The sequence below is a fragment of the Wolbachia endosymbiont (group A) of Oxytorus armatus genome, from assembly GCF_964027005.1.
In the GTDB taxonomy this organism is placed as follows: domain Bacteria; phylum Pseudomonadota; class Alphaproteobacteria; order Rickettsiales; family Anaplasmataceae; genus Wolbachia; species Wolbachia pipientis.
In genome coordinates this window covers 674602-697127 of sequence record NZ_OZ034719.1, presented here as the reverse complement: position 1 = coordinate 697127, position 22526 = coordinate 674602, and the positions used below count along the sequence as shown (strand labels likewise).

The 22526-nt window shown below is 35.3% G+C and carries 22 protein-coding genes and 3 pseudogenes; 13 read left to right on the top strand and 12 right to left on the bottom strand.

Translation table 11 applies throughout. The annotated features are described in order from the left end of the window. Positions 1-4 precede the first annotated feature (4 nt). Complete coding sequence (locus tag AAGD79_RS03485; protein ID WP_341811621.1) at positions 5-1267, bottom strand: MFS transporter; 1263 nt, start codon at positions 1265-1267, stop codon at positions 5-7. Between the two features lie 61 nt (positions 1268-1328). Next, positions 1329-3131, bottom strand: a complete 1803-nt coding sequence (gene aspS, locus AAGD79_RS03480) for an aspartate--tRNA ligase (protein WP_007548818.1) — start codon at positions 3129-3131, stop codon at positions 1329-1331. A gap of 196 nt (positions 3132-3327) precedes the next feature. Between aspS and AAGD79_RS03475 the strand changes: the two genes are divergently transcribed. From AAGD79_RS03475 to AAGD79_RS03465, 3 genes are all read left to right on the top strand, one after another. Further along, positions 3328-3759, top strand: a complete 432-nt coding sequence (locus tag AAGD79_RS03475) for a hypothetical protein (RefSeq protein ID WP_174515653.1) — start codon at positions 3328-3330, stop codon at positions 3757-3759. A 3-nt stretch (positions 3760-3762) separates the two neighbouring features. Then, positions 3763-4386: a heme ABC exporter ATP-binding protein CcmA gene (ccmA, locus tag AAGD79_RS03470; protein ID WP_155968378.1), complete on the top strand. Its 624-nt coding sequence runs from the start codon at positions 3763-3765 to the stop codon at positions 4384-4386. A gap of 1089 nt (positions 4387-5475) precedes the next feature. Further along, entirely contained in the window at positions 5476-6771 is a 1296-nt protein-coding gene (locus AAGD79_RS03465) for a Na+/H+ antiporter NhaC family protein (protein ID WP_174515651.1), read from the top strand. Between the two features lie 613 nt (positions 6772-7384). Here AAGD79_RS03465 and AAGD79_RS03460 read toward each other — a convergent pair. After that, on the bottom strand, positions 7385-7609 hold the full coding sequence (locus AAGD79_RS03460) for a hypothetical protein (RefSeq protein WP_341811620.1): 225 nt from the start codon (positions 7607-7609) through the stop codon (positions 7385-7387). A 288-nt stretch (positions 7610-7897) separates the two neighbouring features. Here AAGD79_RS03460 and AAGD79_RS03455 point away from each other — a divergent pair. Then, positions 7898-8762: pseudogene (locus tag AAGD79_RS03455) on the top strand (IS982 family transposase). Here the strand turns inward: AAGD79_RS03455 and AAGD79_RS03450 are convergent. The 4 genes from AAGD79_RS03450 to AAGD79_RS03435 form a co-directional block, all read right to left on the bottom strand. Next, positions 8740-9057: a type II toxin-antitoxin system RelE/ParE family toxin gene (locus AAGD79_RS03450; protein WP_341811619.1), complete on the bottom strand. Its 318-nt coding sequence runs from the start codon at positions 9055-9057 to the stop codon at positions 8740-8742. The pseudogene AAGD79_RS03455 and the gene AAGD79_RS03450 sit on opposite strands and share 23 nt — an antisense overlap. Beyond that, entirely contained in the window at positions 9035-9259 is a 225-nt protein-coding gene (locus tag AAGD79_RS03445) for a hypothetical protein (protein ID WP_010962565.1), read from the bottom strand. Before AAGD79_RS03445 ends, AAGD79_RS03450 begins: the two co-directional genes overlap by 23 nt. Before the next feature lie 94 nt (positions 9260-9353). Continuing rightward, positions 9354-11060: an arginine--tRNA ligase gene (gene argS, locus AAGD79_RS03440; RefSeq protein ID WP_341811618.1), complete on the bottom strand. Its 1707-nt coding sequence runs from the start codon at positions 11058-11060 to the stop codon at positions 9354-9356. Positions 11061-11155: 95 nt separating this feature from the next. Further along, the gene (locus AAGD79_RS03435) at positions 11156-11374 is read right to left on the bottom strand and encodes a hypothetical protein (protein ID WP_010962563.1); all 219 of its coding nucleotides are present in this window, start codon (positions 11372-11374) and stop codon (positions 11156-11158) included. A gap of 217 nt (positions 11375-11591) precedes the next feature. On the opposite strand from AAGD79_RS03435, the pseudogene AAGD79_RS03430 reads away from it, so the two are divergent. After that, positions 11592-12456 (top strand): annotated as a pseudogene (locus AAGD79_RS03430) (IS982 family transposase). Here the strand turns inward: AAGD79_RS03430 and AAGD79_RS03425 are convergent. The 4 genes from AAGD79_RS03425 to AAGD79_RS03410 all read right to left on the bottom strand — a co-directional run bounded on the left by AAGD79_RS03425 (position 12453) and on the right by AAGD79_RS03410 (position 17501). Then, positions 12453-14228, bottom strand: coding sequence for an ankyrin repeat domain-containing protein (locus AAGD79_RS03425; RefSeq protein WP_341811617.1), 1776 nt, complete (start codon positions 14226-14228; stop codon positions 12453-12455). The pseudogene AAGD79_RS03430 and the gene AAGD79_RS03425 overlap by 4 nt on opposite strands. Positions 14229-15015: 787 nt before the next feature. Further along, positions 15016-15594 (bottom strand): RlmE family RNA methyltransferase, encoded by a 579-nt coding sequence (locus tag AAGD79_RS03420; RefSeq protein WP_264719218.1) that lies wholly within the window; start codon positions 15592-15594, stop codon positions 15016-15018. A gap of 76 nt (positions 15595-15670) precedes the next feature. Then, the gene (locus tag AAGD79_RS03415; protein ID WP_010082598.1) at positions 15671-16246 is read right to left on the bottom strand and encodes a PopZ family protein; all 576 of its coding nucleotides are present in this window, start codon (positions 16244-16246) and stop codon (positions 15671-15673) included. Positions 16247-16265: 19 nt separating this feature from the next. Further along, entirely contained in the window at positions 16266-17501 is a 1236-nt protein-coding gene (locus AAGD79_RS03410) for a TolC family protein (protein ID WP_341811616.1), read from the bottom strand. Between the two features lie 129 nt (positions 17502-17630). On the opposite strand from AAGD79_RS03410, the gene rplM reads away from it, so the two are divergent. The 3 genes from rplM to AAGD79_RS03395 all read left to right on the top strand — a co-directional run bounded on the left by rplM (position 17631) and on the right by AAGD79_RS03395 (position 19013). Continuing rightward, complete coding sequence (rplM, locus tag AAGD79_RS03405) at positions 17631-18089, top strand: 50S ribosomal protein L13 (RefSeq protein ID WP_010082596.1); 459 nt, start codon at positions 17631-17633, stop codon at positions 18087-18089. Between the two features lie 10 nt (positions 18090-18099). Beyond that, positions 18100-18555: a 30S ribosomal protein S9 gene (rpsI, locus tag AAGD79_RS03400; RefSeq protein WP_341811615.1), complete on the top strand. Its 456-nt coding sequence runs from the start codon at positions 18100-18102 to the stop codon at positions 18553-18555. A gap of 146 nt (positions 18556-18701) precedes the next feature. Next, on the top strand, positions 18702-19013 hold the full coding sequence (locus tag AAGD79_RS03395) for an HU family DNA-binding protein (RefSeq protein ID WP_006279876.1): 312 nt from the start codon (positions 18702-18704) through the stop codon (positions 19011-19013). Here AAGD79_RS03395 and AAGD79_RS03390 read toward each other — a convergent pair. Continuing rightward, complete coding sequence (locus AAGD79_RS03390; protein ID WP_006279877.1) at positions 19006-19713, bottom strand: pyridoxine 5'-phosphate synthase; 708 nt, start codon at positions 19711-19713, stop codon at positions 19006-19008. The two genes, AAGD79_RS03395 and AAGD79_RS03390, sit on opposite strands and share 8 nt — an antisense overlap. A 136-nt stretch (positions 19714-19849) precedes the next feature. On the opposite strand from AAGD79_RS03390, the gene AAGD79_RS03385 reads away from it, so the two are divergent. From AAGD79_RS03385 to AAGD79_RS03365, 5 genes and pseudogenes are all read left to right on the top strand, one after another. Continuing rightward, the gene (locus tag AAGD79_RS03385) at positions 19850-20152 is read left to right on the top strand and encodes a transposase (protein WP_213863658.1); all 303 of its coding nucleotides are present in this window, start codon (positions 19850-19852) and stop codon (positions 20150-20152) included. Continuing rightward, a pseudogene (locus AAGD79_RS03380) lies at positions 20137-20355 on the top strand (IS3 family transposase); the annotation flags it as partial. The gene AAGD79_RS03385 and the pseudogene AAGD79_RS03380, both read left to right, overlap by 16 nt. A gap of 18 nt (positions 20356-20373) precedes the next feature. Then, on the top strand, positions 20374-20556 hold the full coding sequence (locus tag AAGD79_RS03375; protein ID WP_341811145.1) for a hypothetical protein: 183 nt from the start codon (positions 20374-20376) through the stop codon (positions 20554-20556). Positions 20557-20678: 122 nt separating this feature from the next. Further along, on the top strand, positions 20679-20855 hold the full coding sequence (locus tag AAGD79_RS03370) for a hypothetical protein (RefSeq protein ID WP_182319925.1): 177 nt from the start codon (positions 20679-20681) through the stop codon (positions 20853-20855). After that, positions 20849-22513 carry a recombinase family protein gene (locus tag AAGD79_RS03365; RefSeq protein ID WP_341811362.1) on the top strand — a complete coding sequence of 555 codons (1665 nt, stop codon included), beginning with the start codon at positions 20849-20851 and terminating at the stop codon, positions 22511-22513. The genes AAGD79_RS03370 and AAGD79_RS03365 overlap by 7 nt, the downstream gene beginning before the upstream one ends. Positions 22514-22526 lie beyond the last annotated feature (13 nt).

The following is a 22526-nucleotide window of genomic DNA, read 5'->3' as shown; positions in this document are numbered from 1 at the left end:
GATTTCACCAATCAACTTTTCTGTCTTTGGCTTTGATTTGAAGCACAGATATTAGGCTAATTAATGCGCAGGTGGTAAGATAAACACCTGCTGCAAGTTTTGTTTCGGTTTTTTCTATGAGCCACATGCATATGGATGGAGAAAGGCCACCAAATATTCCTGCAGATATGTTATGTGCTAAACTGAAGCCAGTGCATCTAACTTTCGTTGGAAATAACTCGCAGGCAAGAGAATTGTATATTCCAAAAGATGCACTTATCGGTATGGTCATTAGCAAATAAACGGGCGTTATAACATAGTGGTTATCATAGGACAGTAGCGAAAATGCCGGTAAGCTAATGCAAGCCAGCACTATTAATAAAGGAACCATCACGCTTTTCCTTCCAACTTTATCAGACAGCGTTGCAAACAGCACTGCAGACACTCCAAATATAATTTCACTTATAATCCTTACTACATTTTTAATATCAATACCTGATAGAATGAGCTCTTTTACAGATATGTTGTAAAACATGATTGCTGAGTAAACAATTGCATTATGGGCAATACCAAGTCCAATTGCTATCATAAATGCTTTTTTATAGTCCCTGATTAATTCTAAAAATGGAGAATGAGATAAGCTTTTATTTTTATCGTGTGTTTTATATGCTAAGCTCTCTTCCATTATATATCTTGTTAAAAAGCCTATTATGCCCATAACGGAGCAGAAATAGAAGAGCAACCTCCAACCCCAAATTTCAAAGTTTTCACCTGTAAACTTTTTGCAAATAGCTATCATTATAAAGCATGTAATAGAACCAAGAGCACCACTAAAAGCTTTCATGCTGCCTAAAAAACCTAGATCTTTTTTATCGATCGAATGCTCTATTAAAAAAGCCGAGTTGATACTCGTTTCTCCGCCTGCTGCCATTCCTTGTGTTATTCTACAAAGCAGAAGCAATATAGGAGAAAATATTCCTATTTCTTTAAAGCTTGGTATAACCGCAATTGCAGTAGATGATATTGAGGCTAATATTACGGAAGTCAGCAAAATTTTCCTTCTGCCGTATTTATCTCCAATGTAACCAAAAATAAATGCACCAAGTGGTCTAAATCCAAATCCAATTGCAAAACTGCCAAGAAATTTGATTTTTTTTATGTAATCACTTTCTGATGAAAAAAAAACGTCACTTATTATGTGAGTTAACACTCCAAATAGAGTTAACTCATACCATATAATCATGTTGCAGATTATGCCTGATAGTATTGCTTTTTGGATATTATTCATGGTCTTTCAATTTAACATAACCTAATATATCATTAACCGGTGCTCCTTGCTATAAAATTTTTCATTCAATAACCTTCAAGGATAATTCACGTAAATGCTTATCCTCCACCTTGGAAGGAGCACCCATTAGAACATCTTCACCTTGCTGGTTCATAGGAAAACAGATTACTTCACGAATATTTGGCTCATCAGCAAGCAGCATAACTATTCTATCAACTCCTGGTGCTATTCCACCATGAGGAGGAACACCAAATCTGAATGCACGTACAAGTGCACCGAATCTTGTATCAACTTCTCCCCGGCTATAACCTGCAATGGCAAAAGCTTTATACATGATATCCAGTTTGTTATTACGAATCGCCCCACTTGACAGTTCTATTCCATTGCAAACAAGATCATATTGGTAAGCAAGGATATCCAGTGGATTTTTGTCCTCTAAATCTTTCAGACCACCGTGTGGCATGGAGAATGGGTTATGAAAGAAATCGATTTTTTTACTTTTATCGTCATATACAAAATATGGAAAATCAATGATCCAACAAAACTTGAAGATATTATCATCTATAAGACTGAGTTCTGACCCTAAAAGAGTGCGTACTTTTCCTGCAATGTTTGCCGCCTCATTCTCTTTGTCAGAAGCAAAAAATACACTATCTCCTGGCTCTATGTTTGTTGCTTCTCTTATGTGGTTTAGCCTATTTTCATCAAGAAATTTAGCAATTGGGCCTTTCGCAGTTCCATCTTTATCAAACGTTATATATCCGAGACCCTTAGCACCGAATTCTTTTTGCGCATGTTCTATCTTTTTATCAAAGAAGCTGCGTGGTTCCTCTGCTGTTTTAGGTGCAGGGATGGCTCTCACTACCATACCACGCTCAATATTGCTTTTGAAAATATTGAACCCTGAATCACGAAAAATTTCTGTAACATCGCTGATTAATAGTGGATTGCGCAGATCTGGCTTATCAGAACCATATTTAAGCATTGCTTCTTTATATGTAATACGTGGAAAATCTTTATCAACAGACTTACGAGAAAATTTAGCAAACACTCTATATAAGGTAGACTCAATAATCTGAAAGATGTCTTCTTGAGTTACAAAAGACATTTCAAGATCTAGCTGATAAAACTCTCCCGGAGAACGGTCAGCCCTTGCGTCTTCATCACGAAAACACGGTGCAATTTGGAAATATTTATCAAACCCTGAAACCATGAGCAACTGTTTGAAAATCTGCGGAGCTTGTGGCAATGCATAGAACTTGCCAGGATTTAGCCTGCTTGGCACTAGGTAGTCGCGTGCTCCTTCAGGAGAGGAAGCAGTGAGTATTGGAGTTTGAATCTCTAAAAATCCTCGCTCTATCATGAGCTTGCGGAGCTCTGCAATAATTTGTGAGCGCAAAATAATATTGTTGCGGACTTTTTCACGTCTTAAGTCAAGAAATCGATATTTAAATCTCATGTTTTCTGGGTATTCTTGCTCGCCGGTAATGCTTGCCAATATACTTCTTTCTTCTTTTGCTATTTCTTCATCAAAGTGGAACTCAACTTCCGACTCAACGCGCAAATTGTTGACTATCACCTCGATTTCTCCGGTAGAAATAGAGCTGTTTACCGTATCTTCAGTTCTAGCTTCAACTATTCCTGTAACAGTAATTACACTCTCCAATTTTAAATTTGATATCTCATCAAAAAAGTCTTTGTCATTATTAAATACTAGCTGAGTGATTCCGTAGAAGTCTCTTAAATCAACAAAAATTAGGTTACCATGGTCGCGCTTACGATATAACCATCCAGAAAGGGTAACTTCCTTTTCTACGTCGTTCTTCCTCAGTTCATTGCACGTATGAGTTTTATAGCAGTTCATATTTGTTTTACTTCTAAATTCTTTAAGAAGTATAGAAATAAACCTTATTACATACAAGCCCGTTCGTCAGATATTTGCGCAATTTTCGAAATAGAGCAGTACTGCTTTTATATTGTCTTTACCCGCAAAAAAATTGCACAATTTCTATAATTATGGTATAATAGTAAGGGTATTTTTAATGAATTAGATACAGGAAATGCCACTTACACAGATCATATTATATAGCGTAACATTACTTGCTGTAGCTGCAGTATTTCTCTTTTTGAGAAAAATATACAAAAATCGCATTAGAAAAATCATATTTCCTAGAAAAGTTTTTAAAGAAGAGTGGGAAGAAGACAGAAAATTCAATGAATTATATCAAAAAAATAAGCAAAAAGAGTTGATGAAACAACAAGAAACGCTACGCGAGAAACAAAAAGATGTGCAAGTTTATAAAGAAGATCCAGAAATAGTTGACATAGCAAAACCGGTAGGTAAATGGACAAAGATGGTTATGATGGGTAATGGTTTAATGCAGCGTTTTGCACAATTGATACATAGAGAAGGCGGACAGAAAGGATTTTGGGAGCTGTTTGTAAAAGCTCAGGCTTCAACTCAAGGTAAACATAAGGGGAAGGGCAGATAATCCATGCTTGAATGTGAAAATTTATCCTGCGCTCGTAATAATAAGGTACTATTTAAGAATCTCAGTTTTAAAGCTGAGCTAAAATCAAAGATTCTAATCACTGGTCCAAATGGTAGTGGTAAAACCAGCTTAATTAGAAGTTTATCTGGACTTTTACCACCGGTATCAGGCAATATAAGGCACTGCGGAAAAGATATATATGATGATCCAAAATCCTATATACCTTCTATGGTCTATATAGGCCATAAGAATGCCTGTAAAGATAGCTTAACTGTTGCTCAAAACGTAGAATTCTGGGCAGGAATACGAAATACTAGAGAATTGATTGTGGCAGCTATTTGTTGCTTGCAGTTGCAACCTGTACTTAATATTAGATATGGCGAACTTTCTGCAGGCTGGAAAAGGAGAGTTGCGCTTGCTCGCCTCTTGATTTCTAATGCAAACGTTTGGCTGATAGATGAACCATTTTGTAATCTTGATAGTGCAACGTGTGAATTAGTGCTGAACCTAATCTCAATACGCTCTGAGCAAAATGGTATAGTAATTATTACAGGGCATAGCTCTACAGAGCAATTGTGTGATTTTACAACGATTGATATACGTAATTTCAATAGACTTCTTGTATAGTTTTTGGCAACAACCGTTAGAAACGAAAAACTTCCTTGACAAGTTTCGCCAGTCCCCGTATCATGAAACTGAAGGTATTGAGTTATCTTCATCTGTGCAGATTAAACAGCAAGAAAACAACGTAGTTGGCGTCTTATTTTTAATTTTTTGCACTATGTGCACCTTATGTCTTCACAACATTTCTAGGTTTTTACCTATATAAGCTGAAACGCGCTTATAAGTCGTTTAAGACAGTATAGTACGCCAATTTGCAGGATTAGAGAGTGACAACTAGCTAACACGGGTTTTCTTTGCCTTTTTTTTCTGCTTAGTAAATTTCTTAAACATTCAAACTAAGGTGAGTTGCATTTAAAAGCAGCTAAATTGCAGTGTTTAAGACTTAAAAAACGCCAATACTGAAAATAGACAATGACTAGGGCTTCTTTTGCCTTTTTTTTTATTTGGTAAATTCCTTAATGTTTATGGCTAAACGACAACCGTCATCCCGCTGCTTGTTAGCGGGATCTAGAGATACCGCGAATGAATCGCGGTATGACGGTTCGCGGTGGCATGACGATAAGCTCGTCATCCCGCTGCTTGTTAGCGGCTAAGGGATACCGCGAAGGGATACTGCGAATGAATCGCGGTATGACGGTTAATTATTCTGCGGCGGTATGACGTAGAGCTCGCGTTAGCTATACTTTTATACTCACCAACTCAGCTGGATCCAAGTAGTCAGCTACTTGGATGACAACCTGTTGAGGCTGCGCTTACACATTCCACTTTCTATGCTCACCAAACAAATTTGCTTACTCGCAGCAAAATTTTCTGGATCCAAGTAGTCAGCTACTCGGATGACATCTTTGTGTTTGAGGCAAAACCAGCTATAACATTTCTTCGCAAACAAATGTTCGTACAGTTGTGCGCGTGATGCTGGAATCTAGACAACAATTAGATCCTATTGTCAAGCAATAAGCTACATGTGCTATTTATTTAGTAGATTAAATATGAAGTTTAAAACTCTGCTATTGACTTCCTGTAGAACTAGTGAAAACCAAACTTGCTTAAAACCACTTAATTAGTTATAGTTATAAGTTTAGGTACAGTAAAATGACAGCTTTTGTCCCCTTGATTATTTTTTTAATCTTGTATCTTGGAAGTGGTGCTTATTTTTCTTTTATCGGAACTGATAATCCACTTCATCAGGTTTCACCAGTAATATGCTTGTTACCAGCACTATTTTTTGCTGTCTCACGTGGTACAAATAAAACTCAGCATAACATCGATACTGTTATCAAGGGCATGGGTGACAAAAACACCCTTACTATGTGTTTAATTTTTTTATTTTCTGGAGCATTTTCTGCAGTTACTCAATCAATTGGTAGCGCAGACACTGTTGCTAATTTAATTCTTAATTTCCTTCCAGCAAGATTACTGCTGCCTGGAGTATTTTTGGCTTCTGCTTTTATTTCAACTGCAATTGGCACATCTATGGGAGTTGTTGCGCTGATGGTACCTATAGCTGTTAATCTGGCAAAAAGTGGAGCTTTTGGTCTCGAAATAGGAACTGCAACTGTAGTAGGTGGTGCCGTGTTTGGCGATAACCTTTCGATGATATCTGATACCACCATTGCATCTGTTTCTTCACAGGAAGCTTCAGCAAAAGATAAACTTAAAATGAACTCTAAAGTTGCACTTATTGCCAGCATTATAACACTCATCTACCTAGCAGTTGCCTCAAATAGTACAAAAATTATTTCTATATCAAATTTAGATTATTATTCTATAATAAAAATTATTCCTTACATTTCTTTAATAATCATGGGGCTGCTTGAAGTCGCCACTTTAGTAACAATAACTATAAACATAATTATTGCTGGTGTGCTAGGAATAACTTTTTTTGACTATGCTATCATTCAATTTCCTCATGACGTGTATGACGGTTTCAAAAAAGTAAACGAAATAGTGATATTTGCTCTATTTATCGGTGGATTGAGCCATATAATGTACAAGCAAGGTCAAAAAGCGTTGCATAAACTCATCGATGAAAGCAATATCACAAAAACTAAAGCTGAATTTGTGATAGCAGGAATTGCGTCTATGTTTACTACCTTAGTTGCCAATAATACCATTGCTATTTTACTAAGTGGTGGCATTGCAAAAAGGCTTGCACAAAAACACAGTATTGCGCCACATCGCAGCGCATACTTATTAGATGTTTTTGCTTGTGCTACAAAAGGTATCTTACCTTATGGTTCCCAACTATTGCTAGCAGGTAGCATCGCCTCTGTATCACCTATTTCTTTATTAACACAGGTATATTATTGCTTTATTCTAGCGGCAGTTACAATAGGCGAAATAATCATCAACAGCAGAAAAGAGAAACATTGTGCGGCTGCAACTTAGAGTTTCTCTCTTTTTACCCATAAGGAACGGAATTACTTGACACCCTTCGCCAACCCCCTTATCATGAAACTGAAGCTATTTATTTATCTTCGCAATCTGTGCAGGTTAATGACAAAAAACTTAGGGTATTTGGCGTCTCATGTTTAATTTTTCGCACTACGTGCATCGCATGTCTTTAAAAATTTCTGGGTTTTTACCTATATAAGCCGAAACGCGCTTACAAAGCGTTTAAGACAGCAAAAAACGTCAAATTGACAAGGGAGAATTTGAATGCTAGCTACTACGGGGTTTCTTTGCCTTTTTTCCTGCTTAGTAAATTTCTTAAACACTTGCGGTGTAGGTTAGTTGCAAGTTAAAAGCAGCTAAATCGCTCTTAATCAAGCGTTTTAGAATAAAAAAAACGCCGATATTTTAGTACATAGTAAATAGCCAACCACCATGGGGCTTCTTTTGCCTTTTTTTTCATTTGGTAAATTTCTTAAACATTTATAGTTGCAATTTAAGAGCCCGTAAAGGGTGTCATTCCAGTGCCCCTGTGATGTATTCCAGTGCTTGACACTGGAATACAGTTTTCCATATAATCTCATCGAAAATGTTGTAACCACTTTCCATGCTAGTTTGCTTGTGAACAAGCAAACTTTTCTGGATCCCAGTGTCTGGGCACTGGGATGACAAGAGAAGGTACTAGCCTGACACCCTGACAACCGTCATCCCGCTGCTTGTTAGCGGGATCTATGCTAATGCCCTTTATTCTTTCAATTATGTTATTTCCATTTAAATCTGTCTGTTCCGCAACTTCAGTGAATACAGTTGAATACTCCCTAAAACTGATCGTCATAACTTTACCCTACTTTGAATAATATTTTGATCATTACATATTGTAACAAAAAAAAAATCAACTCATTTCTTCTAACGGCTCTATATTAAAGATAGAAAGTCCAGAAGCAATGACGTGTGCTAAGGCTTGGACAAGTTGCAGCGGTGAGATCTTTCTTATATTTTTAATTGTGTAATCTCCTGTGTTTGTAAACCCCAGTTATGGATTAGAAAACAGATAAAAGTAGAATTAATAAAGAGGGAAATAGGGTAAACTCAAGTATTTTAACAATAATTTAAGAGGTTACCCATGAAGAAAGATATTACAGAACTTTACTGCTGCGTCGAGGATTTTTGTCGTGTAGTAGATGAAAATTTTGCAAATAAGTTCTTATCAAATGGCAAAAAACCAACCAGAGTACCAGAAATAGCGCACTCAGAAATGCTAACCATAATCCTGTTATACCACCAATCGCCATGTAAAAACTTCAAGGCTTTTTATCTTTGTTACCTTAAGTTACTCTATAGATCAGAATTTTCAAAGATGCCTTCATATCACAGATTTATTGCCTTAAAGCCGAGAGTTTTACGGTATTTAGCATTACTTCTTCAATGGTTCTGCGAACAAGCGAAAATGACAGGTACTTCCTACATTGACACTTCTACGATTGCCATTTGCCACAAGAAAAGGATCTCTAGGAACAAAGTTTTTGATGGTTTAGCAGAAATTGGTAAGAGCACGTATGGTTGGTTTTTTGGCTTTAAATTGCACTTGGTGATTAACGAAATTGGAGAAATTCAATCACTTACTCTAACCAAAGGTAACGTTGATACCTGTGCCAACTATAACTAAAAGACTGACAGGACTTTTGTTCGGAGATAAAGGCTATATCAAGAAGGAGCTCTTTGAGGAACTCTTCGATAGAGGTTTAAAGCTTGTCACTAAAGTGAAAAAAGGCATGAAAAACGCACTAATCTCACTAAAAGAGAAGGCTTTATTGAGAAAAAGGTCGATTATTGAGACAGTCTTTGGTTGTTTAAAAAATAAATTTGAGCTTGAACATACACGGCACAGATCGCCAATAAATTTTCTGGTACATATTTTTTCTACATTAATTTCATATTCCATGCAGTCAAAAAAGCCTTCTATTTCTAAGCCTTACTGTGTTGGTTAATCCATAACTGGGGTTTGTAAATGTTTTTTCTATGCCCCACTGCAGTAATAAGTACTCTGCGCTCTGAATGATTTATGCTGTAAATTATACAGTAGTTGCTAACCCTTATCCTATATTGCCCTCTAAAGCTATGACACAAAGGCTTTCCTAGATTAAAAGGATCAACTGTAAGGCGTTTCTTTATGGCCTCCTGAACCATTAATTTAATCTTTGCCGGAAGAGCTGGAATTTCTTTTTCAATAACATTTTTTAAGAATTTTATAGTGTAAGTTTTATTTCCAGATGTTTTCATCATCCTCTACTTCTTCTTCACCTTCAGAGAGGCGATCGTCAGCTATTTTGGATAGCTCTACATCTTCTTCGAACTCTTCTTCCACTAAATCTACTAAAACTTCAGGAATAGTTTTATTTTGAGTCTCTGCCATTTCTGTAAGATACTGAGCCAATTTACTGTCAAAACTTACATTAACATTGAGCTTTTTTTGACTGTGAGCCATATATTAACCAGAAAATACTACTATAAACTATAACATTTTTACTTAATTTTGTCAACTTCTCTATTCGTTGAAAAAACAATCTTGCATAAAAAAATCAACTCATCTCTTCCAAAGGCTCTATATTGAAGATAGAAAGTCCAGAAGCGATGACGTGTGCTAAGGCCTGCACGAGAAACATTCTTGCAGCGGTGAGGTTTAAGTTGTCTTTCAGTATGAAACGCATGTTTAAATCACTCTTGCCATACCCCCATAAAACGTGAAACGCTTCTGCAACTTCAAGTAAGTAGAAAGTAATTCTGTGTGGCTCACAAAGCCTTGCTGCAATTTCTACCACATCTGGCCACTTTGCTAAGGTTTTTATGAGGAAGAGCTCTCCACCTGTCCTTAAAAGTGAAGGATCTGCTGTTGGGAGCTCTTTTGGAGCATTACGCATTAACGAATGAGCACGAGCATGCGCATATTGCACGTAAAAAATAGGGTTGTCTTTTGACTGTTCTTTAACTTTAGCAAAATCAAAGTCCAAGACCATATCATTCTTGCGTGTTAGCATTATAAAACGAGTTATGTCCCTGCCAACTTCTTCCACTACATCTCTTGCTGTTAGGAAGTTTCCTGATCTTTTGGACATCTTAACAGGTTTGCCGTTCTCGAAAAAATTCACAATATTATGCAGTTTTACCTCTATTTTTGCTTGATCATCACTGAGCGCAGAGACGACTGCTTTGAGTCTTTTGACATAACCGCCGTGGTCACTACCAAGCTCTACGATCATATTGTTAAAACCACGCGATATCTTATCAAAATGGTAAGCGATATCCGAGGCAAAATAAGTCCAACTGCCGTCCTCTTTCTTCAATGCACGGTCAACGTCATCACCAAATTTTGTAGAGCGAAATAGCATCTCTTTTCTGGAAGTCCAATTTTCGCTTTCTTTGCCTTTTGGTTTCTCCAGGTACCCTTCATACACTAGACCCTTGTCAGACAATATCTTTATACTCTCTTCAATTTTGCCACTTTTTTGTAGCTCATACTCTGAAGTAAAAACATCATGATTTACTCCAAGCAAGTTCATGTCTTCCTTTATGAGTTCTAAGATAAAACTTAAAGTATATTCCCTAATTATTTGATTATCTTGCTTTTTTAGAAATTCCTTGCCATATTTTTTAGCTAGCCCCTCCCCTATTGGTTTTAAATATTCACCTGGGTATAAACCTTTTTCTATACTGATTTTTTCTCCCAGAGCTTCTTTGTACCGCAGATATACTGACTTTATTAGTGTATCTATCTGCGCTCCAGCATCGTTAATATAGTATTCCTTAGTAACTTTATAACCAACTTTTTTCAATAAATTTGCCAGAACGTCACCAAATACTGCCCCTCTTGCATGACCAATATGCAGTGGACCAGTTGGATTTGCAGATACAAATTCAACATTGATGGCCTGATTGTTCCCTATATCTAGGGTGCCAAACTCTGTTTTTAGCTCATTTATTTGTTTTAAAATCCCATGCCATGCTTTTATTTTTAAGTGTATGTTGATGAAACCAGGGCCCGCTATTTCCACTTTTGCAACTTCATCAAAAAGTTCAAATTCTTTGGCTAAAACCTCTGCAATTTCAATGGGATTCTTCTTTTCATGCTTTGCGAGCACCATAGCAACGTTTGTGTAAATGTCTCCATGTGCTCTGTTACTTGGGGGTTCTACGATAAAGTTTGTTGTATCTGTATTTATAATACCCCTTTGCTTCAACTCGTTTAATTTACTCAAAATTAAGGAAGAAGCCCTTTTGAAAATGTTCATCAACTAGAAAAACTATGAAAACCTCCAACAATATAGCGAATAAGTGGGGCTAGTTGAAGGTTTATCTTAACTATTTTATCTTCCTGGATCAGAGTTTATATTAAGTCGTTGCCGTAACCATGGTAAGAGAAAGCCATACCTTCACTGTAACCATCATTACCAGCATCAGGCTCTTCAACATCATCAGTTACTACCTGATCTTCAGTTGTGATTTTATCCTTGATCGTCTCATCTACACCCTCATCACTATAAGAAAATTTGTTAGTATATGAATAGCGATTATTGATTTTATCACTATAGTTATGTTTTAACATAGAGACCTCCTATACAGTCAAAATTGGAATTACATTAAGATAGAACAAGCTATGAATATAACGTGAATGAAAGAAACTACAGATCACGAAATTTCCGGATAACTATGGAACCATTATAAAACCCCAGTTATGGATTAGAAAACAGATAAAAGTAGAATTAATAAAGAGGGAAATAGGGTAAACTCAAGTATTTTAACAATAATTTAAGAGGTTACCCATGAAGAAAGATATTACAGAACTTTACTGCTGCGTCGAGGATTTTTGTCGTGTAGTAGATGAAAATTTTGCAAATAAGTTCTTATCAAATGGCAAAAAACCAACCAGAGTACCAGAAATAGCGCACTCAGAAATGCTAACCATAATCCTGTTATACCACCAATCGCCATGTAAAAACTTCAAGGCTTTTTATCTTTGTTACCTTAAGTTACTCTATAGATCAGAATTTTCAAAGATGCCTTCATATCACAGATTTATTGCCTTAAAGCCGAGAGTTTTACGGTATTTAGCATTACTTCTTCAATGGTTCTGCGAACAAGCGAAAATGACAGGTACTTCCTACATTGACACTTCTACGATTGCCATTTGCCACAAGAAAAGGATCTCTAGGAACAAAGTTTTTGATGGTTTAGCAGAAATTGGTAAGAGCACGTATGGTTGGTTTTTTGGCTTTAAATTGCACTTGGTGATTAACGAAATTGGAGAAATTCAATCACTTACTCTAACCAAAGGTAACGTTGATACCTGTGCCAACTATAACTAAAAGACTGACAGGACTTTTGTTCGGAGATAAAGGCTATATCAAGAAGGAGCTCTTTGAGGAACTCTTCGATAGAGGTTTAAAGCTTGTCACTAAAGTGAAAAAAGGCATGAAAAACGCACTAATCTCACTAAAAGAGAAGGCTTTATTGAGAAAAAGGTCGATTATTGAGACAGTCTTTGGTTGTTTAAAAAATAAATTTGAGCTTGAACATACACGGCACAGATCGCCAATAAATTTTCTGGTACATATTTTTTCTACATTAATTTCATATTCCATGCAGTCAAAAAAGCCTTCTATTTCTAAGCCTTACTGTGTTGGTTAATCCATAACTGGGGTCTTAAGTGTTGTGTTTTCACTTTCTAGATCTTGTATTTCTTGTCTTAGTGATTCATTCTCTTTATTGAATTCTTTCAACTTAGTCCCATATCCAGCTATACAACTTTTTGATTCTTCTAGTTCTTTTTGCGCTTTTTCTAACAACACTTCTGTTTTAGAATGCTGACTTTCTGTTTTGTCTAATTTATCCTTAAGCGTTGCTTTTTCACTTTCTAGATCTTGTATTTGTTGTTTTAGCAATTCATTCTTTTTCTGCTTATCCTTTAGCTGAGTACGTAATTCTTTTAACTTAACTTTACTTTTTTTAACCTTTTCTGCTTCTTCTGGAGTTTCCATTGCGTTGTGTGTTTTGGAATGGGAAGAAGTACTAGATACAACCTCAGATGGCTGATCACACATACTGTTTAGTCTATCTATTAGGTCTTCATCCTTTATCAATGAGCGATCTGCTCCATATTTTATCAAAAGTTTTGCTAATTCTTTATTGTCATTTGCAACAGCAAAATATAAAGGGGTATGTCCATCTTTATCTTGTGCATTAATATTTGCTTTACGTTTTATCAAAAGTTTTACTGATTCTTTAGCGCTTTTTGCAGCAGCATAGTGTAAAGGGGTCACGCCATCTTTATCTTGTGCATCAACATCTGCTCCATTATCTATTAGATATTCTGCAATCTCTACATAACCATATGTAGCAGCATAATGTAAATGGGTCACGCCATCTTTATCTTGTGCATTAATGTCTTCTCCATTTTCTAATATAGATTGGCCTAAAGCTTCAGATTCATCTGCATCAAAATATATTCCACTATCGCCACTATTACTTTTATTTAAAAAGGTCTGTTCACCATTATATGTAGCACCGTATTGTTCCGAATGTTGATTATGACCGGTTTGTTCTATGCGCTTCTGATTATTGGCAAGTCTTTGTTCTACCTCTTGCAACTTTTGCTCCACAGCATTTCTTTCTCTTAGAGCCTGTTCTCTTTCTAATGTATCATCTACTTTGTCTGTATTGTTTTCATTAATGATTGAGTTTGAAGAAGTCTGTTCATCCTCATCTTGTACATAGATTTTTCTGTTGTTTGGTGTAGTTCCGTTGTTCTCTTCCTGATCTCTTGCATTACATGCTTGCACTGCAGCAGTTGCGTTATTTCCGTTCACAGCTAAATTTCCTGGAGTTTTATTATTAGGCTGCGGTAAAGTGCCTTGTCTATTTTGTCTTCTCGTAGCTCCTGCCTCAGCATAACGTTGTTCTCCTTCCTTTAACATTTCTATTATAGCCTTTTTACCTTTTACATCACCGACAATATCCCTTGGAGTTCGGCCTTGACTATCTTTTAGTAAAAGATTTGCGTCATTATTCAATAAAAGCTGAACTATCTCTTGATGACCATGCAAAGCAGCAATGTGCAAAGCAGTTAATTGAGACTTAACTCCCCCAAGTTCATGTGTTGGTTCATTAACTTTTACTCCCTTTGCTAGTAGGAGTTTTACTATTGGTACACTGTTACATTCCACAGCAAGATGTAACAACATACAATTTACAGTTTTGTCTGAATTTAATATACTGAAGATCTTATCTTTTAACCGCCCACTTTTTTTTAAATCACTATACATATTATGTGTTGTATGCTCTTGTGAGTTTATCTTTTCTAACTCATTTCCTATTCTTTCAAGTAAATTATTCTCATTTAAACCTTCACTCTTGCTTACCTCATTTATTATTTCAAAAAACTTTTCCTTTTTTATTGCCATAACCTTTCCTCTCAATTTATTTATTATTGCTGAACAGTCTCACAAAAAAGTTAAGTTTGTCGAAATTCCATGTTTGATCTAAAAATTAGTCATAAACATTTTCTATGCAAGTAGCTGACACTGGTTCATTCTATAATGGTGTCACAGCAGTCCTACATCATGCCACCGCGAACCGTCATACCGCGATTCATTCGCGGTATCTCAGCCGCTAACAAGTAGCAGAATGACAGCAGTCCTACGTCATACCGCCGCGGTATCTCCAGATCCCGCTGGGATGACGATTGTCGTTTAGCTATAAATATTTAAGAAATTTACCAAATAAAAAAAAAGGCAAAAGAAGCCCTGGGGTTATTATCTGCTTTAAAATATTGGCGTTTTTTATGTTTTAAACGCTTGACAAGCGAGATTCAGCCGCTTTTAATTGCAACTAACCTACGCTGCAAATGTTTAAGAAATTTACCAAGCAGAAAAAAAGACAAAGAATCCCCGAGTTAGCTAGTCTTTTACTATCTCTGTCAAGTATTGGCATTTTTTGATGTCTTGTAACGCTTTATAAGCGCGTTCAGCTTATTTAGATAAAAATCTAGATGTAGATGAAGTTTTGTAAAGACATACAGTATCTATATACTGCAAAAAATTAAACATAAGACGCCGATACATTAAGTAATCCTTACCTTTTAATCTGCAGATTGGCGAAAGCAAATACAATAGCTTCAGTTTCATGATAAGGGGGCTGGCGGAGTTTGTCAAGGAAGTTTTTTGTTTCTGCGAACTACCTAGATTAATATTATATAGAAAGTCTGCTGCCAATAAAGCCTAAACTTACCAAATACATTTCTGTAGATTCAGATCTACTTGACTTTGGTTTAAAGTATTTTACTGTTTTAAACATTTTTTTTAGCTCGTTACAAAAATCTTTATCAGATTCTCCTTGGAAAATTTTTACTACAAACGTGCCACCATGGCTCAAGAAATGCTTTGCAAAATTGAGCGCTGCCTCACATAAAAGCATAATTCTGATATGATCCAACGATTTTAAACCACAAGATTCGGGCGCCATATCAGATAAAATTACATCAAATTTTTGATCCTTGAATTTTTCTCTTAAAATTTCAAGCTCATTGATAATATCACATTGTATAAACTCTACTCCATTAATTGCGTTCATTGGTTTTACGTCAAGAGCAACCACATTTGCACCTTTCTGAGATGCAACTTGTGACCATCCACCAGGAGAAGCACCAAGATCAATAATTTTTTGCCCTTCTTGGAATAATTTAAATTTGTTATCCATTTCTACCAGCTTATATGCTGAGCGTGACCTATAACCATCCTTGCTAGTTTTTTGCACATACTGATCATTCAAATGACGATGTAGCCACCTTGTTGAAGATAGTTTTCTGCCTCTAGCCGTCTTTACTCTAGTTTTTATTGCTAATACCCTACTTATTATTGATTATATCTTTAAGCTCTTTTTCAACTACTTCTTTTACCAGTGCATGTAGATATTTATTCAGCCATTCTGAGAGCTGAGGTTTTAAAAGAGATGTAACTAATTCTTCAACAGTAAGGTTCGCTTTTTTTTGTTGTTTATGCTGTAATTCGTTTTGCATTTTTCCAAGCAACGCTTTGATCTCTTCCATATTCTCTTTTAAAATTAGATGATCGTTATTTTGCGCTTGTAAGCCGCTATTACTCGCTTTGTTATTACTCATTTGGATATTATCGTACAAATAAATATCTTTTTTTTCTTCTGAATTGTAGCTATGGCCATTAAATTGGTTATTGTTGCAAGCCATTTCCTCACTTTGGTCATCATTATCAATGTCCTCTTTTTCATTATTTTCTTTTTTGCCATCTTCTTCTATTTCTTCTGGATACTCTTCCTCAAGGTATAGCACATCATCATTTTCATCCTTTATTTCTGCTTTATCGTTACTCGCGTTTTTACCCGATATAGCTTTTTTTATATCTTCTAGGATATCTTTTACAGATTGATTGCCTTGTTCATCATGCATAGTGCTAATACCATTAAATTTAGAGGTCTATACTATTTATCATAAAAAGCAAGTTGTAAACACTAATCACATAATTGCTTTTTGCTTCAACTAAGTCTGAACGTGCTTTAAATAATGCATCTTCAGTGTCCAAAAGGTCAGATGTACTCTTTAAATTTAAGTTTACTTCTTGCTCAACTCCTTCCAATGCTAGAGCTGCTGCTTTTTCCGCTTCTTGACTTGCTTTGATAATGGCCTTTGCTGTCAACACATTATTCCAAGCATTTACAACTGCTTGTTCTATATTTTTTACCGTTTCATAATAATCGTAGGTAGATTTTTTTGCATCCATTTTAGCTTTACTGACACCAAAAGCATTAACTCCTCTCTTAAAGATTGGAACATCAAGAGTAAAAACTACATGAACATTTTCTAATAGTTTGTCTACCTTCATACCATCCTCCCCAAAATTTTTGCTTGCACTTAGATTTAAAGAAGGAAGCCACTTGGAGCTTTGAGCAATCACTTCCATTCCGGCTGCTCTTTTTTGATAAACTGCTGCTTTTAGAGATAAATTATTGGTTTTTGCTAACTGTAAACATTCATTTAGCTCTGGAACAGAAGGTAGTTTATCATTAGCTTCAGAAAGGTCATCAGCATCTTCGCCAATCAAATGATAATAAGCAATATTTACCAACTTTAATTTACCTTCAGCATCAACTCTTTCGGATATAGAAGACGAAAATTTTGCTTTTGCTAACAAAACTTCAGCATTGGTTACCTCTCCAAGGGAAAAGCGTTTTTTCATAGCTGACAAATGTTCCAAAGAAACGCGTTCTTTATGTTCTCTGAGCTTTAATATTTCTGTCTTTTGTAAAACATTAACATATGCTTTCACAGCATTAAGTGCAAGCTCTTGTTTTAATTGCTGAAATCGCATCTTTTCTGCTTTGAGAAGATGGCTTGATCGACTGAATGTGGCAAAGGTACCACCGCCATCTATTATCCTTTGGCTTAATATCAGGCGTTTTCCAGAGCCTTGTGAATTGTTAATAATATTAAAATTACTATCAAAATTGTATTGCAAACTAATGTCAGGTAAAAATCCAGCTAACCCAGAAGATTTATAGTGTTTTTCTGCGCTTTTATATTGGTAAAATTGAGACTTTATTTTTGAGCTATTTTTGATGGCTTTGCTTATCACTTCTCCCACATCGGTTGCATAGCAACTTATAGTACCAAAAATGATCGCAAGTGTGATAATCAATCGAAACATTCTAATTCCTATGCATATTGGTTGCGCAGCTCAATTACTAACATAAATTACTTTAATAATCAATAACTAATATTGTTGACACTATTGAGAAATTAAGTATATCATAGCTTACTATTGTTGGATCAAATAATGAAGACTTTTTTCTTAAAGGAGAAACAAATCAATAAAAAGTGGTTTGTCATAGATGCAGAAGGACTAGTGGTAGGGAGGCTTGCAGCATTTGTAGCGACACTATTACGTGGAAAGCATAAACCTGAGTATACACCTCATATGGATTGTGGCGATAATGTAATTATTATCAACGCAGAAAAGGTGCATTTCACCGGGAAGAAGCTTAAAGATAAAATTTACTATAAGCATACAGGTTATTCTGGTGGTTTGAAGAAAACTACTCCAGATAATATTTTAAATGGCAAATTTCCTGAGCGTGTAATAGAAATGGCAGTGAAAAGGATGCTTGATGATGGCCCTATGGCACGTAGACGCTTTGAAAATTTGTATGTTTATTCTGGTTCAGAGCATAAGCATCAAGGACAGCAACCTGAAAAGATAGATTTTGCCTCTTTGAATCGTAAAAATAAAAAGTAATGGAGTAAAAATGAAGAGTTCTACAATAAATAACAATGATTGGTCAGAAAAGACAATTAAATCAGCAGTTGATTCGCTTGGTCGTTTATATGCTACAGGCCGAAGAAAAGAATCTGTAGCAAGAGTATGGATAAAGCCGGGGAGTGGAAAATTTAGTGTTAACAAAAAAGGCGATCTAATTTCTTATTTTAAAAGAGAGTCAGTGTGCCAAATAGTAAAAATGCCATTTGTTGCAACTTCCACATTGGATAAATACGATGTATTTGCAACTGTAAAAGGTGGAGGGCTATCTGGTCAAGCAAGTGCTCTAGCTCATGGAATAAGCAGAGCTTTAAGTAGTGTAAGCCAAGATTTGCATTCCATACTACGTAATGGTGAGTTCTTAACTAGAGATTCACGTGTTGTTGAACGTAAGAAATATGGTCAACATAAAGCTCGGAAAAAGTGTCAATTTTCTAAGAGATAGTTATTTTATAGGGGTGTTTTTTTGTAAGTATTATACAAATATTTGCAAAAATGTATGATATCCTCTATTTTTGTGATGAATTTAGTTGACTATCGGTGTCAACATAATATGCTATTTATGTGATTTTTTCAATATTAAGGTAATTTATGAGTAAAGAAGATATAATAAAACAATTAAAGGAAGATTGTTCTAGTCAGAATATAGATATAACAAAATCTGATTTGAGCAAGATTCATGATGCATTTATTAAAATAATAAAGAATGAGCTGCATGGGAAAGGTGAAATACGTTTGCATGGAATAGGAACATTTTCTACTGCTATCAGTCAGGAAAAACAATGTCGTAACCCCCAAAGTGGTGAGATCATGACTGTTCCTAAAAAGACAAGGGTAAAATTTAAAGCAAGCCAAACTCTTTTAAGTATTTTAAATGAGAAGGAAAAAGCAGCAGTTAGTTAGACATTGTCATTTTCATTGTTTTTACTACGCTGTGTAAGCCGTAAAATACAGCTTCGCTAATTAAATAGTGGCCTATGTTAAGAGCTGAGATGTGAGGTATTCTTGTCATCTTCTTAGCGTGTTTATAAGTTATGCCATGTCCTGCGTGGCATTCTATTCCTAATTTATTGACGTACTCTGCAGCATTAGTAATTAACTGTAACTTTTTTTCTGATGGATTATCACAGTAATCCCCTGTGTGAATTTCTATTATGTCAGGTTTTGTCCCTAGCTTTTCAAGATATTTTAGTTGATCAATATTTGGATCGATAAACAGTGAGACTTTTATGCTAGAGCTATGCATTTCCTCTATTATACTAGAAAGTTTACTGTGCATATTCACGATATCCAGGCCACCTTCGGTTGTTAATTCTTCTCTTTTTTCTGGTACTATACTAATCGAATAGGGTTTTACCTTTTTTGCTATTTCAAGCATTTCTTCCGTGGCTGCAATTTCAAGATTTAACTCAGTGCTAATGCTTTTTTTTAGGTTAAATACGTCTTCATCTCTAATATGCCTTCTATCTTCTCGTAAGTGTACAGTAATAAAGTCTGCTCCAGCGTCAATGGCTATTTCTGCTGCTTTCAATGGATCTGGATAAGAAGTTCCGCGTGCGTTGCGGAGGGTTGCAACGTGATCGATATTAACACCTAGTTTCACAATCTACCTCAGAAATTATTTATAGATTATACATGTTATTAGGTTTTTTGCATAGTCATTGTTTGACCTTACCCAGAAAAAGTGGAGAGAAAGAAAAGAGTTTTTTTGGGTAAAATAAAATTTTGGAGGATTAGAAATGGTAAGAGAATATACAGCAGAATTCAAATTGGAAGCTGTTAAACTGGCAAATGAACAAAGAAAGGTAGGTCAACCAGTTGCAAAAGTAGCAAGAGATCTAGGAATAAGGGATAGTGTATTAGGAAAATGGATAAAGAAACACAACGAAAAAAAGTCGGCAGCAGATGCATTTCCAGGTAGAGGTAACATGGCTCCTTACGACAAAGAGAGGTTTGATTTACAAAGCAAGAGTAACAAGGGAAAGAGACATTTAAAAAAAAGCCCTGGCCAGTCAAAAAGAGTAAAATATTTTTTTATATAGTAACTGCTATAAAGTACAGGAATTATGTAGGATTTTCTGCTAGTGGCTACTATAAGTGGACCACAAGAAAAATAAGCAGTAGAGAATCAGCAAATAAAGAGCTACTCGCAGCTATTCAAAAAATATATCAAGTTTCTAAATGTAGATATGGAGCTCCTAAAATTCATGCTGAATTGAAGGCTTTGGGTAAAAGTTGCAATTTGAAAACGGTGCAAAGTATTATGCAGAAAAATGACATCAGGGCTATACTGAGAAGAAAGTTTAAAATTAAAAAACAACAAACAGATAATAGAGCTGTAGCTCCCAATATACTAGATCAAAACTTTATTGTTGATCAACCAAATAAAGTATGGGATTACTTACATCAAAACCAAGGAGGGACTCCGCCAACAATATTGCAATAAACCTGAAACTTGAGAAGACTATTTCCCGAAAGCTTCTACAAAAAGAACGGAGAGTTGAATTTATTTATAGAGCTAATGATCAAATAACCATATGTCTCGATGGATAATATATGGTAGAGCTCATGGGCAACAAGAAATTAATAGTTCGTATTAGTTGTAGTTATGAAGTAAATCGATTAGCAGAGTTGTATCTATTAGATGCATATGAAAAATTAGTGTTAAGTAAACCAATAAAAGCGAGCAAAAAGGAAGAAAACTCTGAATATAAGAAAGTAGATTTGAGGACGGTAAAATGGTAACAGTTAGTTTATATGCAAGAGTTTCTTCAGGGAAGCAAGCACAAGAAGATACAATAGCAAGCCAAATTGCTACTATAGAGAATCAAATTAGTATGGATGGACATAAATTATTAAATGAATATAAATTTATTGATAATGGTTATAGTGGTTCTAACATAATCCGTCCTGGTTTGGAAAAATTACGTGATAAAATAGCAGAAGGTAACATTGATAAGGTTTATATTCATTCTCCTGATCGTTTATCTCGTAAGTATGCATATCAGATGATATTACTTGAAGAGTTTAAGAAATTAGGAGTGGAAGTCATTTTTTTAAATCATCAAATTAGCGATAATCCAGAATCTCAATTACTATTACAAATGCAAGGTATGATAGCAGAATACGAACGTGCAAAAATCATGGAACGAAGTCGTCGAGGAAAGATTTATGCAGCAAATAAGGGTTGTATAAGTGTAATGAGTGCTGCTCCTTATGGCTATCGTTATATAAACAAAAATACAGAAACAGGACAGGCCTTATTTGAGATTTATGAAGAAGAAGCTGAAGTTGTTCGTAAAGTATTTTCTTGGGTAGGAAGAGAAAGAGCCAGTATAGGAGAAGTATGTCGTAGGCTAAGTGCTATGTCCATTATGACGAGAACTGGAAAAGAGTATTGGGATAGGGCTGTAGTTTTGAGTATGTTAAAAAACTCTGCTTATAAAGGACAAGCAGCTTTTGGTAAAACAAGGTTTGGTGTCAAACTAAAACATATAAGACCGAAAAAAAACTCCTGCGAGCATCCAAAAGATAATTATTCTACTTATCCTGTTCCAAAAGAGGATTGGATTTATATTAAAGTACCTAGTATAGTAAGCGAAGATTTATTTGAAATCGTTCAAGAACAATTAGCTGAGAATAGAAAAATAGCAAGAACAAGACAAAGAGGAGCAAGACATTTATTGCAAGGTTTAGTAGTATGTAAGCTTTGCAATTATGCATATTATGGTACTAGCACTGCAAGGAATAAGGAGGGGGAAAAAACTAATAATCAGGTATATTATCGTTGTGTTGGCACGGATTCATACCGTTTTGGCGGTAATAAAATGTGTAACAACAAATTAATTCGTACAGATACATTAGACATGGCTGTGTGGGAAGAGGTAAAACATCTATTAAAAAATCCAAATAGAATATTAGAGGAGTATAAACGTAGACTTTCAGAACTTAAAAAATCACCACTAGATCAAAAAAGTGCTTTGCTTGAAATACAAGAAGATAAGTTAAAACGAGGTATTGCAAGGTTAATTGATAGTTATGCTCAAGAATATATTGATCAAGAAGAATTTGAGCCAAGAATTAAAGCAATGAAACAAAACTTAAAAATGGTTGAAGAACAAAAGAAAAAGATATTTGATCAGAAAAAACTCACACAAGAGTTAACTCTAGTAGTAACAAATTTAGAGGGGTTTTCCTCTAGTATTAACTCAAGTCTTAATAATGCAGACTGGCTAACTAAACGTGATATTATTAGAACGTTAGTTAAGCGAATTGAGATTAATTTTGAGGATGTAAACATTGTGTTTAGAGTAAAAGAGCTTCCAGACTCTTTTCATATGGAGAAAAATCAATGCTTGCAATGTTGTTGTAGGGGTAGGGATGGCTATATTTGGCAGCAATAATTCTCACGTATGG

What these genes read in the sequence shown, in the direction of transcription:
- AAGD79_RS03465 (WP_174515651.1), top strand. Translation starts at nt 5,476, where the DNA reads ATGACAGCTTTTGTCCCCTTGATTATTTTTTTAATCTTGTATCTTGGA.
- AAGD79_RS03410 (WP_341811616.1), bottom strand. Translation starts at nt 17,501, where the DNA reads ATGTTTCGATTGATTATCACACTTGCGATCATTTTTGGTACTATAAGT.
- AAGD79_RS03445 (WP_010962565.1), bottom strand. Translation starts at nt 9,259, where the DNA reads ATGGCTCACAGTCAAAAAAAGCTCAATGTTAATGTAAGTTTTGACAGT.
- AAGD79_RS03415 (WP_010082598.1), bottom strand. Translation starts at nt 16,246, where the DNA reads ATGCATGATGAACAAGGCAATCAATCTGTAAAAGATATCCTAGAAGAT.
- AAGD79_RS03460 (WP_341811620.1), bottom strand. Translation starts at nt 7,609, where the DNA reads ATGACGATCAGTTTTAGGGAGTATTCAACTGTATTCACTGAAGTTGCG.
- AAGD79_RS03425 (WP_341811617.1), bottom strand. Translation starts at nt 14,228, where the DNA reads ATGGCAATAAAAAAGGAAAAGTTTTTTGAAATAATAAATGAGGTAAGC.
- AAGD79_RS03485 (WP_341811621.1), bottom strand. Translation starts at nt 1,267, where the DNA reads ATGAATAATATCCAAAAAGCAATACTATCAGGCATAATCTGCAACATG.
- rpsI (WP_341811615.1), top strand. Translation starts at nt 18,100, where the DNA reads ATGAAGAGTTCTACAATAAATAACAATGATTGGTCAGAAAAGACAATT.
- AAGD79_RS03475 (WP_174515653.1), top strand. Translation starts at nt 3,328, where the DNA reads ATGCCACTTACACAGATCATATTATATAGCGTAACATTACTTGCTGTA.
- aspS (WP_007548818.1), bottom strand. Translation starts at nt 3,131, where the DNA reads ATGAACTGCTATAAAACTCATACGTGCAATGAACTGAGGAAGAACGAC.
- AAGD79_RS03435 (WP_010962563.1), bottom strand. Translation starts at nt 11,374, where the DNA reads ATGTTAAAACATAACTATAGTGATAAAATCAATAATCGCTATTCATAT.
- AAGD79_RS03370 (WP_182319925.1), top strand. Translation starts at nt 20,679, where the DNA reads ATGGGCAACAAGAAATTAATAGTTCGTATTAGTTGTAGTTATGAAGTA.
- AAGD79_RS03395 (WP_006279876.1), top strand. Translation starts at nt 18,702, where the DNA reads ATGAGTAAAGAAGATATAATAAAACAATTAAAGGAAGATTGTTCTAGT.
- AAGD79_RS03375 (WP_341811145.1), top strand. Translation starts at nt 20,374, where the DNA reads ATGCAGAAAAATGACATCAGGGCTATACTGAGAAGAAAGTTTAAAATT.
- AAGD79_RS03365 (WP_341811362.1), top strand. Translation starts at nt 20,849, where the DNA reads ATGGTAACAGTTAGTTTATATGCAAGAGTTTCTTCAGGGAAGCAAGCA.
- rplM (WP_010082596.1), top strand. Translation starts at nt 17,631, where the DNA reads ATGAAGACTTTTTTCTTAAAGGAGAAACAAATCAATAAAAAGTGGTTT.
- ccmA (WP_155968378.1), top strand. Translation starts at nt 3,763, where the DNA reads ATGCTTGAATGTGAAAATTTATCCTGCGCTCGTAATAATAAGGTACTA.
- AAGD79_RS03385 (WP_213863658.1), top strand. Translation starts at nt 19,850, where the DNA reads ATGGTAAGAGAATATACAGCAGAATTCAAATTGGAAGCTGTTAAACTG.
- argS (WP_341811618.1), bottom strand. Translation starts at nt 11,060, where the DNA reads ATGAACATTTTCAAAAGGGCTTCTTCCTTAATTTTGAGTAAATTAAAC.
- AAGD79_RS03450 (WP_341811619.1), bottom strand. Translation starts at nt 9,057, where the DNA reads ATGATGAAAACATCTGGAAATAAAACTTACACTATAAAATTCTTAAAA.